The organism is Lutibacter sp. (assembly GCF_021647475.1).
GTDB lineage: Bacteria > Bacteroidota > Bacteroidia > Flavobacteriales > Flavobacteriaceae > Lutibacter.
In genome coordinates this window covers 16,759-29,088 of record NZ_JAKIUR010000013.1, presented here as the reverse complement: position 1 = coordinate 29,088, position 12,330 = coordinate 16,759, and the positions used below count along the sequence as shown (strand labels likewise).

Below are 12,330 nucleotides of genomic sequence, written 5' to 3'. Positions count from 1 at the left end.
TAATTACATTTAAAACTAATTCAACAAAGATAACAATATGAATAGCAAATTAAACATTTTATGGGTAGATGATGAAATTGATTTATTAAAACCACATATTCTTTTTTTAGAAAAAAAAAATTATAACGTTGTACCCTGCACAAATGGTGCTGATGCTATTGAAATGTGTAAAGAAACTATTTTTGATATCATTTTTTTGGATGAAAATATGCCTGGGTTAAGTGGGCTAGAAACATTGTTGGAGATTAAGGGAATTCAACCTAGCACACCAATAGTTATGATTACTAAAAGTGAAGAGGAATATATTATGGAAGAAGCTATTGGAAATAAAATAGCCGATTATTTAATTAAACCTGTAAATCCGAATCAAATTTTATTAAGCTTAAAGAAAAACTTAGAACATTCTAGATTAATCTCTGAAAAAACGACTTCTAATTATCAGCAGGAGTTTAGAAAAATAGCCATGGATTTAGCCATGGTTAACACTTATGAAGATTGGATTGATATTTATAAAAGATTAGTTTATTGGGAATTAGAGTTAGAAAACATTAGCGACATTGGAATGATAGAAATTTTGGAAAGCCAAAAAAAAGAAGCTAATTCATTATTCTTTAAATTTATTAAAAAAAATTATACAGATTGGATGCAAACCGAAGATGCTCCAATTATGTCCAATACTTTATTTAAAAGAGCTGTGCTTCCTGAGTTAGATAAAAACAAAGGAACTTTATTGGTTGTAATAGATAATTTACGTTACGATCAATTCTATGTTTTAGAGCAAACAATTAGCAACTATTATAAAAAAAAGGAAGAAAAACCATATTACAGTATTTTACCCACAGCAACACAATATGCTCGTAATGCTATTTTTTCAGGTTTAACGCCTTTAGAAATGGAGAAAAAATTCCCGAATTATTGGAAAAATGACACAGATGAAGGTGGTAAAAATTTATATGAAGAAGATTTTTTAGAAGCACAATTAAAAAGATTGAATCAAAATATAAAAACTTCCTATTTTAAAATAACCAATTTACGAAGTGGAAAACAACTTGCAGATAATTTTAATAGCATTAAAGAAAATGATTTAACCGTAATAGTTTACAATTTTGTAGATATGCTTTCACATGCTAAAACTGAAATGGAAGTAATAAAAGAATTAGCTAATGATGACAAGGCATACAGATCATTAACAAAAAGCTGGTTTTTAAATTCTCCACTACTAGAAATGATTCAAAAAGCACAAAAACTGGGCTTAAAGTTAATTATTACTACAGACCACGGAACTATAAATGCTAAAGAACCCTCTAAAGTTATTGGTGATAAAAATATAAGTTCTAATCTTCGTTACAAAACAGGAAGAAGCCTAACTTATAATGAAAAAGATGTATTTGCAGTTAAAGATCCTAAAGAAATTGGATTACCAACTGTGGCATTTAATAGTTCCTTTATTTTTGCTAAAGAAGATTATTTTTTTGCATACCCCAACAATTTCAATCATTTTGTAAAATATTATAAAAACACCTTTCAACATGGAGGAATTTCATTAGAGGAAATGATAATTCCATGTGCTATATTTGTACCAAAATAATATTTAAAGCATATGGTAAAAAAATACACTTTAAATGAATTGCAAAAAATTGCTAAAGATGTTATAGCAAATGCAGATTCTAAAATTTTACTTTTTTACGGAGAAATGGGAGTTGGCAAAACTACTTTAATTAAAGAAATTGTTAAACAATTAGGTTCTTCAGATATTGTAAGTTCACCTACTTTTTCATTGGTTAATGAATATTATTCAAAAACTATGGATACTATTTATCATTTCGACTTTTACAGAATACAATCTGAAGAGGAAGCTTTAGATATAGGAATTGAGGAATATTTTTACAGTAATAATTGGTGTTTAGTTGAATGGCCAAATAAAGTGGAAAATTTACTACCTTTAAAGTCCACTTTTATTACAATTACTATTAACAACAACCAGCAAAGAACCATCGAATTAAAAAACAATGAGTAAAAAAATAAAATCTCCCTTTAGTAAACAACAGCTTATTCCTCAAGAAGAAACGTTAGAAATAGCTAGACAAAAAGGGAAATTAGTTATAGGAATTCCAAAAGAAATCTATTATCAAGAAAAGAGAGTCTGTTTAACACCTGATGCAGTTGCTGCTTTAACAGCACAAGGTCATCAATTTGTTATTGAAACTGATGCAGGAAAAGGAGCTAATTATAGTGATAAAGATTATTCAGAAGCTGGGGCAAAAATTGCTTACAGTGCAAAAGAGACTTTTGAATGTCAAATTATACTTAAAGTTGAACCTCCTACTATAGATGAAATTAAAGATATAAATCCTCAAAGTGTTTTATTCTCTGCTTTACAACTAAAAACACAATCTAAAAAATATTTTGAAGCCTTAGCTAAAAAAAGAATTACGGCTATAGCTTTTGATTATATTAAAGATGAACAAGGTATTTATTCAGTGGTGAAATCATTAAGTGAAATTGCCGGTACAGCTTCTATTTTAATCGGAGCCGAATTAATGAGCAATAATAGTGAAGGAAATGGCTTATTATTTGGAAATATTGGTGGCGTTCCTCCTACTGATGTTGTTATTTTAGGAGCAGGAACCGTTGGTGAATTTGCAGCCAAAACTGCTTTAGGATTAGGTGCAAGAGTCAAGGTTTTTGATAATTCTATTACCAAATTACGCTGTTTACAAAATAATTTAAAACATCCCATTTATACTTCCACTATTCAGCCTAAAACGTTGATAAAAGCATTAATGAGATGCGATATTGCGATTGGAGCCATTAGAGGAAAATCTAGATCGCCAGTTATTGTAACTGAAGAAATGGTAGAAAACATGAAAGATGGTGCTGTAATAGTTGATGTAAGTATTGACCGTGGTGGTTGTTTTGAAACTTCTGAAGTAACTACACACGAAAATCCAACCATAAAAAAATTAGGAATTGTACATTATTGTGTCCCAAATATTCCCTCTAGATATGCACGTACAGCCTCTGTATCCATAAGTAATATTTTTACACCTTATCTAATGAATATTGCTGAAGAAGGCGGATTTGAAAATGCAGCTCGATTTGATAAAACTTTGAGAAATGGAATGTATTTTTACCACGGAATATTAACCAATAAAACGGTTGCCGATTGGTTTAATTTACCGTTTAGAGATATTAATTTACTATTTTTATAATATGACTGTTAAACAACGTTTACCCTATTATTTAGTTGGACTTTTTTTTGGAATTGTTATTGTCGTTTTTTTTCTTAATAAAAAGAAGGTGGAATTTGATTATTTGCCAAATGCACGGGTTTTAAAAAGTATTAGAAATAAACCTATAGTATTTTCGCCAGAAGTGATACTACTTTTAGATTCAAATAAAATAGATTCTGTAAGTATTGCTCAAATTTTAAAGGATGGAGATGTTGATATTTGGAATAAGGTTAAATTAGATTCTTGCATAAAATATAATATACAAGGAGAAGATAGTTTAAAAAACATTACATTATCTGTAAAAAGATGCAAATCAATTGCTTATATAGAAAAAATTAGTATTAAGTAATTGTTTTTGAGTAAAAATATTCCTTAATTTTTTTAATACTTTTTATAGATTTTTCTAGCCATTTTAAATATTCTTCTTCTTTTTCAGCAGAAGATAATTGCCATTTAATGTTTGATTTTTTCAATTTTTCCGTTGTACTTTGTAGTATTATTGCTGCGGCAACAGATATATTTAAACTTTCTGTAAAACCAACCATTGGTATTTTTAAATTTACATCGGCATTATTAAGTACCTCTTTTGATAGTCCAGCTTTTTCAACTCCAAAAAAGAATGCTGATTTTTTAGACACATCAAAATCTTGCAAGTAACAAGAATCATTATGAGGTGTTGTTGCAACAATTTGATATCCTTTATTTCTTAAATTCTTAATACAATCCAAAGTATTATTTATATCTTTTTGTCGGTAATATTCAAAATCTAACCATTTTTGAGCTCCTTTTGAAACTTGTTTTGAAGTACTAAACTTATATTTATTTTCAATAATATGTACATCCTGAATTCCAAAAACATCACAACTTCTAACTACTGCACTTGCATTATGAGATTGATAAATATCTTCAATAGCCACTGTAAAATGCCGAGTTCTTTCTTCTAAAACTTGTTTAAATAGTTCCCTTCTTCTTTCTGAAACAAACTGTTCTAAATAGGTAATTAAATTATAATCTATCATTTCAATTGAATTAAATCAAAGATAAAATTTTACTTTTGAATTAGAATTAGTTTTTATGAAAAAAATAGTAATTTTAACTGGAGCAGGAATTAGTGCAGAAAGTGGCATTAAAACTTTTAGAGATGCTGATGGTTTATGGGAAGGACATGACATTATGGAAGTTGCCTCACCAATTGGTTGGAATAAAAATAAAAAATTGGTTCTTAATTTTTATAACCAACGACGAAAACAATTACTAAAAGTTAAACCAAACAAGGCTCATAAAGCATTGGTTTTACTTGAAAAATATTTTGAAGTACAAATAATAACACAAAATGTAGATGATTTACATGAACGTGCTGGGAGTTCAAATATTTTGCATTTGCACGGAGAATTATTAAAAGTAAGAAGCAGCAAAAATAAAAACTTAATTTATTCTTGGAAAAAGGACTTAAATATTGGGAATTTATGTGAAGAAAATACTCAATTGCGTCCGCATATTGTTTGGTTTGGTGAAGCTGTTCCTTTATTACAAAACGCAATAGAAATGGTAAAAGCAGCAGACATCTTAATTGTTATAGGAACTTCTATGCAAGTATATCCTGCAGCAAGTTTAGTTCATTATACAAAACCTTTAATACCAATATATTTTATAAACCCTAATGAAGTTTTAAATAAATACCAAAATTTAAATATTATAAATATATCTAAAAAAGCAACTTTTGGTGTGCCAAAACTTGTTAATCAATTAATTGAATAAGATTATCAAATAATTTACTATCACTTATTTGTCCGCCCATTTCAATAAGTTTAAATAACTCCATATTTCTTTCAGAAGTATATTTTTTTGAAGCTTTAAAATATTCTATTTTTTCATTCAAAGGATGGTTTAAAAACCATTGAAAATCTTCTTCATTTAAAAAACTTTTTGAAGAATCCTCCCATTTTACATAAATTCGAATTATTTCTTTTGAATTACATTTAAAAACGTTTAGATGATGTTCAGAAATATGTTCAATATAATTGGTTTTATTAAGTACATTTTCCCAAACTAAATCACTAAAAATAGCTAGTTCTTCTTCAGTAATTTTTGGTTTATTAATTTTAAGCTGTTTCCATTTTGCTTTATCAATTTGTTGAGTAGCTAAAAACTTAGCAAATTCTAAAGGTAATTCTAGCAGTTGTTCTTTGGTTAATGGTCTATATTTCATAATAAAAAAACCGCCCAATTGGGCGGTTCAAAAATAAATAAAATTTTTAATTAAATATATATCTTAAGCCAAATTGCATTTGCCATCTTGATAGTAATGAACTACTATAAACAAATGATTTTTGAAGACTTGGATCAAAAGTATAAGTTGGATTCCCAGTTCCGTCAACGCTCACTCCAATAGGTTGAATTGCATTTGGTTGTTGAACTAATCCCCAGTCAGAGTTGATTAAGTTTCCAATATTTAAAATATCTATACTAAACTGAATTGAATTATCTTTTGATACTTTTAATTCTTGAATAAACTTCATATCCCATTTTCCTCTCCAAGGAGAAACTGCACCATAACGTTCTGCATATTTTCCTCTTCTTCCACTTAAGTAATTATCTTGAGCAATAAATTGGTCAAAAGCAGCTCCTTGTCCTGCTCCAGAAAATGTCATTTGGCTAATTTCAGAAGTAGTAGGAACATAAATTAAATCATTTAAACCAGATCCATCATTATTGATATCTCCTCCATAAGTATAAGAAAATCTACCTCCTTGTGCATATTCAAAGAAAGATGCTAAAGAAGTGCTCCATTTATCATTAGCTCCATATTTCCATGATTTTGAAATAACACCAATAATTCTATGCTTATCTCCATATTTTGATGGACCTAAAACTGCAGTATTTGCATTACCTACTACGGGATTTGCTGCAAAAGCATCACCTGTAATTTCAGCTTCAATAGAGTTTACATCTTTTGAATCTAAATAGTTATAAGCTAAACTTACAAATAAACCATTTTCAAAAGATTTTTTAGCTTGAAAAGTTGCATTAAAAGTTCTTCCTTTATCTGAATTTGTAAATACGTAAGCATTATTAGCCCCTCTATCTGAAGCTAAATAAATAGCTCTGTTATCCACTCCGTTTAATGAACCTGTTGGAGTTTTTAATCCCCAGTTTTGTACTTGAGCACCATTTATATCTTTAGTATAAGATAAATCAGTAGTTAATGTAACTCCATTTTCTAGTTTATAATCTAATCCTAAACTAGTTCTCCATACTGTAGGAAATTTAAAGTCTGGATCAATCATTTGGAAAAAACCATCATCGGCTCCACTTACTTGGTTTCCTAACCAAACAAACGGAAAACGACCAGTAAATATACCTGTTCCACCTCTAAATTGTACTTTTTTATCACTATTAACATCCCAATTAAAACCAATTCTTGGAGACATAATAAATTGATTATTAGGCATTTTTGTTGAATTTAAATAAACTGCATCTCCAGTTTTTGGGTCAAAATATTGAATACTATTGTCTCTTGTAGATCCATTATCTGTATCAATAAATTTTTGAATTAAATCTGAAGTATTAAAAAATAATGGTTTGTCAAATCTAATGCCATATGATAATTTAAAATTATCCGTTACATTCCATTCATCTTGCATATAAAATGCCATTTGACCAACAGTTGTTTCTGCTAACTTCCAACCTCCATCATTTCCAGCTCCAGCTGCATTTGAGGAATCAAAAACATTTTGTGTTGCTGCCAAATCTTGACTAACAACTCCTCCTGGTTGTGCATTATTTAAAAAATCTTGAACACTTGCATACGGTGAAAATATTCCAAAATATGGGAATACTCCATATGTAAAAGATTCATAATTAACTAAATTGAAAGAATTTTTAAATTTGAATTTTTCAAATGAAACCCCTAATGTATAATTATGATTTCCCCTACTAATATTTAAATTATCAGAAAATTGAAAAACTTTCTGATCTAATTTATTGTTTATTGAAAATGGTTCATGACCTGCAATAATATATGGAGTACCATCTTTATATATATTTATAATTGGAGCAGGTGTTGACATTGGGTTTCTAAAATCATTAAAATGAGTATAACCTATTTGAAATTTATTACTCACATTATCTGCCAACGTTGAATTTAATTCAGCTAAATAGGATTGAATATTGTTATTAATTTGATATCCTGAATTTTGGAATTGTAACGTTTGTGAATTTGGACCTCTAAATCCTAATGCTGTTGGATGTGCATTTTTATCTTTTGAAGCATTTAAAAAATTATAAATAATTGCTAGTCTATTATTGTCATTAATATTCCAATCTAATTTTACAATTCCTTTTGTACTTTCTGATTTATGCGTAAATCCTTGAAATTCCCCTGGATCATAACCTAAATTTCTTAAAGCTGTTTGCACATCTAATAAATCTTGTAAAGCAACACGAGATTCATTTATATCTCCTGTACCTGTATTTGGCAACCAGTCTTCCCCAAGATCGGTTCTATCATCTTTTTCAAAGTTTGTGAAAAAAAACAGTTTATTTTTAACAATTGGACCACCAACACTAAATCCATATTGAGTTTGATCCAATTTTGGTACAAATATTTTTTGTCCTTTTATTTTACTACCTGTTAAATCCTGATTTCTATAATATCCATAAACAGTACCTTTAATTTTATTTGTACCACTTTTGGTAACTGCGTTAATTGAAGCACCTGTAAACCCAGATAAAGTTACATCATAAGGAGCAGTTTGAACAGAAATTTGTTCAATAGCATCTAGTGAGATTGGTTGAGCATCTGTTTGCCCGCCTGGTGTTGCAGCATCTAGTCCAAATGGATTATTAAAAATAGATCCATCTAAAGTAAAGTTATTATATTGATCATTTCTACCTCCAAAAGAACCATTAGAAGATGCTGAAGGATCTAAACGAGTAAAATCAGAAGCAGACCTTGAAATAGAAGGTAATTTAGTTAATTCTCTTGTTCCAACATTAGTTTCTGCTCCAGTTCTATTGTTATTAAATGTAGTATTTCTACCACCTGTAATAACAACTTCACCTAATTGTTGGCTTTCACTAACCATTTTTGCGTTAACATCAAATGCAGTTCCTAAAGATAAATATACATCTTTATATTCAACTGTTTTGTAGCCTAAATAGCTAATAGTAATAGTATAAGGTCCACCAACACGTAAATTTTGAAGTGAAAATCGTCCACTTTCAAGTGTCATGGTTCCTGATACTGTTCCGGTAGGTAAATGTTTTGCTATAACATTTGCTCCATAAAGTCCTTCTGAATTTTCATCGGTAACAATACCTTGTATTTTTGAGGTTGTTACTTGAGAAAAACCAGTAATTACAGCAAAAACTGTAATAAAAAATGAAAATAATAGTCTTTTTTTCATATGATTATAAATTAAATTAAGATTTGTTTGTTCAAAACAAATATACTAAAAAAGCCCACCATTTAGGTGAGCTTATAGTTAGGTTATTAACGAAATAGTGTTAAAAACTTTTAGGTATAAACTTATTGAATTTTAGTAACTTAATTTAATCCTCTATCTTTTATCATGGGTTCAATTTTAGGAGCAGATCCCCTAAAATTTTCATACATTTTTTCTAACTCTAAAGTATTTCCACGAGATAGTACCATATCTCTAAAACGTTGTCCGTTTTCTCTAGTTAAACCTCCATGTTCTGTAAAATATTGAAAAGTATCATCACTTAAAACTTCTGTCCATAAATAAGAATAATATCCTGCAGCATATCCTCCGCTAAAAATATGTGCAAAATAAGTAGATCGGTATCTAGTAGGAACTTCTTTTATTAATAAATGAACTGATTTTAAAGCATCATTTTCAAACTGATTTACATCTGTAATTTTTTTATCTGCCGAAATAGTATGCCAAAGCATATCTAAATTAGAAGCTGCTAAAACTTCGGTTAAACTATATCCTTGATTAAATGTACTTGCATTTTTAATTTTAGTAATTAATTCTTGAGGAATTTTACTTCCATCCTTATAATTAAGTGCATAATTTTTAAGAACTTCAGGGTATAACGCCCAATGTTCATTAAATTGAGATGGGAACTCTACAAAATCTCTGGATACGGCAGTTCCCGACAAACTTGGATAATGCTGACTAGCAAAAAAGCCGTGTAATGCATGTCCAAATTCATGGAACATAGTTGTTACTTCATCAAAAGTTAATAAAGTTGGTTCTCCTTTAGCAGGTTTAGCAATATTTAAAACATTATAAATTACTGGTTTTTTGTTATATAAAGTTGATTGTGTTACAAAATTATCCATCCAAGCTCCACCACTTTTAGAAGGGCGAGCATAATAATCTGCATAAAACAATCCTAATTTAGAACCATCTTTATCAAACAATTCATAAGTCATTACATCTTTTTGGTAAGTAGGAATGTCTGTTCGTTTTTTGAAGGTAATTCCATATAACTTATTTGCAGCAAAAAAGACTCCTTTTTCTAAAACATTGTGTAACTCAAAGTAAGGTTTTACTTCATTTTCATCTAAATTATATTTTGCTTTACGCACTTTTTCTGCATAAAAGTTCCAATCCCAAGGTTCTAATTTAAAAGTTTTACCTTCTTTTTTAATCATTTTTTGAATTTCAGCAGCTTCTCTTTTCGCTTTTGAAGTTGAAGCAGGAACTAACTTTGCAAATAAATTTAAAACTGCTTGTGGATTTTTAGCCATGGTGTTTTGCAATCTCCAAGATGCAAAGTTTTTAAAACCAAGTATTTTTGCTTTTTGAGCTCTTAATTCAACCATTTTTGTTACAATACCTTTTGTATTATATTTTCCGCCATTAGTTCTATTCCAACCAGCTTCAAATAATTGTTTTCTAATAGCTCTATCTTTTAAATATTGTAATTGCGATTGTTGCGTAGTATTGGTAATGGTCAATAACCAAGTATTTTCTTTTATTTTGTCTTTAATATTTGCGATTTGCGATTCTGACATTCCCGCTAATTTTTTAACATCATGAATTTCAATGGTTGCAGCTGCGTCAGCTTCTAATAATGTTTGATTGAATTTTGTACTTAGTGATGCTAATTTTTCATTTATGCTTTTAAGTTTTACTTTATCTTCATCAGATAAATTTGCACCTGCAGCAATAAATTTTTTATAATAATAATCTACTAATTTTAAAGATTCAGCATCTAATTTTAAATTTTCACGATTATCATAAATAACTTTAACTTTTGAAAATAATGGATTGTTTAAATATATTTCATCAAAATGTTTTGCTTCTAAAGGTGAAATTTCAGTTTGTACTTTTTTTAAAGTGTCATTTGTGTTTGCTCCTGTTAAAGCGTTAAAAATATTACCAACTCGATCTAACATTGCTCTACTTTTTTCTAAAGCTAGAATTGTATTATCAAAAGTAGGTTTTTCAGAATTTTTAGCAATTTTAGCTATTGCCGTTGATTGCTGTTTCATTGCCTCTAACAAAGCAGGTTTAAAATCCTTATTTTTTATTTTAGTAAAATCTGGTGCGTAATATGGTAATACACTTTCTTTTAAAAATGGATTATTACTGATGTCATTTTGCATGGAGGTCTTTTTTTTATTTTGTGTACACGATAAAATAGTAATCGCTAGGATTGCCAATATTAATATTTTTTTCATTTTTTAAGATTTTGATAAATGTTTGGTAAATTTAGGAATGCTTTTAGGATTCCACAACAATATTTGTTGCAAAAAAAAACTCACTTATCAAATAAGTGAGTTTTTATATTTTTAAAATTGAAAGCTATTATTTAACTTCTGCAATAATTTCAATTGGCAATTCAACAATTACTTCACGGTGTAATCTTATTGTTGTATTGTATTTTCCAATTCTTTTAACAGTTCCACCTTCAACTTTAATGAATTTTTTATCAACTTTTTGTCCTGCTTTAGCCAATTCTTCAGCTACATTAGCATTACTTATAGAACCAAATAATTTAGATCCATCACCAGTTTTAGCAGTAATTTTAATTTCTAATTCTTTAATTGCATTAGCAATTTTAGTAGCATCTTTTATTAACTTTTCTTCTTTAAAAGCACGTTGTTTTAAAGTTTCTGCTAATACTTTTTTAGCAGATGTAGTAGCTAATACTGCAAATCCTTGAGGAATTAAATAATTACGTCCGTAACCATTTTTAACAGTAACAATATCATCTTTAAAGCCTACAGTTTCAACATCTTGTTTTAATATAATTTCCATAATTGTTCCTCTTTTATTTTAACAAATCTCCTACATAAGGCATTAATGCCAAATGACGTGCTCTTTTAATAGCTACTGAAACTTTGCGTTGGTATTTTAAAGATGTTCCAGTTAAACGACGAGGTAAAATTTTACCTTGTTCATTTACTAAATACAATAAAAATTTAGCATCTTTATAATCAATATATTTAATGCCATTTTTTTTGAATCGACAGTATTTTTTTACTTTTTTAGTATCGATATCTAATGGAGTTAAGTAACGAACTTCGCCTTGTTTTCCTCCTTTTGATTGTTGTTCAATGTTTGCCATGGCTTATTTTTTTACAGATTTATATCTTTCTTTTCTAACTTCAGCCCAAGCAGCAGCATGTTTATCTAACTTAACGGTTAAATAACGCATAACGCTATCGTCTCTTCTAAATTCTAGTTCAAATGGTGCAATTGCAGTTCCATCAGCTTTAAATTCAAATAAGTGGTAAAATCCACTTTTTTTGTTTTGGATTGTGTAGGCTAATTTTTTTAAGCCCCAATCTTCTTTGTAAACCACTTCGGCACCTTTAGAAACAAGATAGTCTTCAAACTTCTTTACTGTTTCCTTTACCTGAGTATCAGATAAAACGGGATTCAAAATGAAAACAGTTTCGTAATGATTCATAATTAATAATTTTAAGTTTTACTTTTAAGCGTGCAAATATACAATTATTAATATTACTAACCAACAGCTATTATTAAAGTTTTTGGCATTTCGAATTTGAGTTTTATTATAAACATTTACTCATTAAGTGTAATTATTAAAAATGTTAATTTGAGTAGTTTATATGTAGAAAAACGGAACAAAAAATGTATTGAGAATTATT

Annotated in this window: 12 protein-coding genes; 5 read left to right on the top strand and 7 right to left on the bottom strand. The window is 28.6% G+C overall.

The window, feature by feature from the left end:
• The first annotated feature begins 37 nt into the window (after nucleotides 1-37).
• Genes L3J60_RS04840 through L3J60_RS04825 form a run of 4 tightly spaced genes read left to right on the top strand, consistent with a single transcriptional unit; the run spans nucleotide 38 to nucleotide 3,582 of the window.
• Nucleotides 38-1,588, top strand: a complete 1,551-nt coding sequence (locus L3J60_RS04840) for a bifunctional response regulator/alkaline phosphatase family protein (RefSeq protein ID WP_291974361.1) — start codon at nucleotides 38-40, stop codon at nucleotides 1,586-1,588.
• 12 nt (nucleotides 1,589-1,600) lie between these two features.
• Nucleotides 1,601-2,017, top strand: a complete 417-nt coding sequence (gene tsaE / locus L3J60_RS04835; RefSeq protein WP_291974360.1) for a tRNA (adenosine(37)-N6)-threonylcarbamoyltransferase complex ATPase subunit type 1 TsaE — start codon at nucleotides 1,601-1,603, stop codon at nucleotides 2,015-2,017.
• Nucleotides 2,010-3,212, top strand: a complete 1,203-nt coding sequence (locus tag L3J60_RS04830) for an alanine dehydrogenase (RefSeq protein ID WP_291974359.1) — start codon at nucleotides 2,010-2,012, stop codon at nucleotides 3,210-3,212. The genes tsaE and L3J60_RS04830 overlap by 8 nt, the downstream gene beginning before the upstream one ends.
• A 1-nt stretch (nucleotide 3,213) precedes the next feature.
• On the top strand, nucleotides 3,214-3,582 hold the full coding sequence (locus L3J60_RS04825) for a hypothetical protein (protein WP_291974358.1): 369 nt from the start codon (nucleotides 3,214-3,216) through the stop codon (nucleotides 3,580-3,582).
• Here L3J60_RS04825 and L3J60_RS04820 read toward each other — a convergent pair.
• A complete protein-coding gene (locus L3J60_RS04820; RefSeq protein WP_291974357.1) occupies nucleotides 3,575-4,252 on the bottom strand; it encodes an RNA methyltransferase in 678 nt (225 codons plus the stop codon). The genes L3J60_RS04825 and L3J60_RS04820 overlap by 8 nt on opposite strands.
• Nucleotides 4,253-4,307: 55 nt before the next feature.
• On the opposite strand from L3J60_RS04820, the gene L3J60_RS04815 reads away from it, so the two are divergent.
• The gene (locus tag L3J60_RS04815; protein WP_291974356.1) at nucleotides 4,308-4,991 is read left to right on the top strand and encodes an NAD-dependent deacylase; all 684 of its coding nucleotides are present in this window, start codon (nucleotides 4,308-4,310) and stop codon (nucleotides 4,989-4,991) included.
• Here the strand turns inward: L3J60_RS04815 and L3J60_RS04810 are convergent.
• The 6 genes from L3J60_RS04810 to rpsF form a co-directional block, all read right to left on the bottom strand.
• Nucleotides 4,972-5,442 carry a DUF6495 family protein gene (locus L3J60_RS04810; RefSeq protein WP_291974355.1) on the bottom strand — a complete coding sequence of 157 codons (471 nt, stop codon included), beginning with the start codon at nucleotides 5,440-5,442 and terminating at the stop codon, nucleotides 4,972-4,974. The genes L3J60_RS04815 and L3J60_RS04810 overlap by 20 nt on opposite strands.
• Nucleotides 5,443-5,488: 46 nt before the next feature.
• On the bottom strand, nucleotides 5,489-8,641 hold the full coding sequence (locus L3J60_RS04805; RefSeq protein WP_291974354.1) for a carboxypeptidase regulatory-like domain-containing protein: 3,153 nt from the start codon (nucleotides 8,639-8,641) through the stop codon (nucleotides 5,489-5,491).
• Between the two features lie 140 nt (nucleotides 8,642-8,781).
• On the bottom strand, nucleotides 8,782-10,818 hold the full coding sequence (locus L3J60_RS04800) for a M3 family metallopeptidase (RefSeq protein ID WP_291974384.1): 2,037 nt from the start codon (nucleotides 10,816-10,818) through the stop codon (nucleotides 8,782-8,784).
• Between the two features lie 202 nt (nucleotides 10,819-11,020).
• A complete protein-coding gene (rplI, locus tag L3J60_RS04795) occupies nucleotides 11,021-11,473 on the bottom strand; it encodes a 50S ribosomal protein L9 (RefSeq protein ID WP_291974353.1) in 453 nt (150 codons plus the stop codon).
• Between the two features lie 13 nt (nucleotides 11,474-11,486).
• Entirely contained in the window at nucleotides 11,487-11,783 is a 297-nt protein-coding gene (gene rpsR / locus L3J60_RS04790) for a 30S ribosomal protein S18 (protein ID WP_291974352.1), read from the bottom strand.
• A 3-nt stretch (nucleotides 11,784-11,786) separates the two neighbouring features.
• Nucleotides 11,787-12,128, bottom strand: a complete 342-nt coding sequence (gene rpsF / locus L3J60_RS04785) for a 30S ribosomal protein S6 (RefSeq protein ID WP_291974351.1) — start codon at nucleotides 12,126-12,128, stop codon at nucleotides 11,787-11,789.
• Nucleotides 12,129-12,330 lie beyond the last annotated feature (202 nt).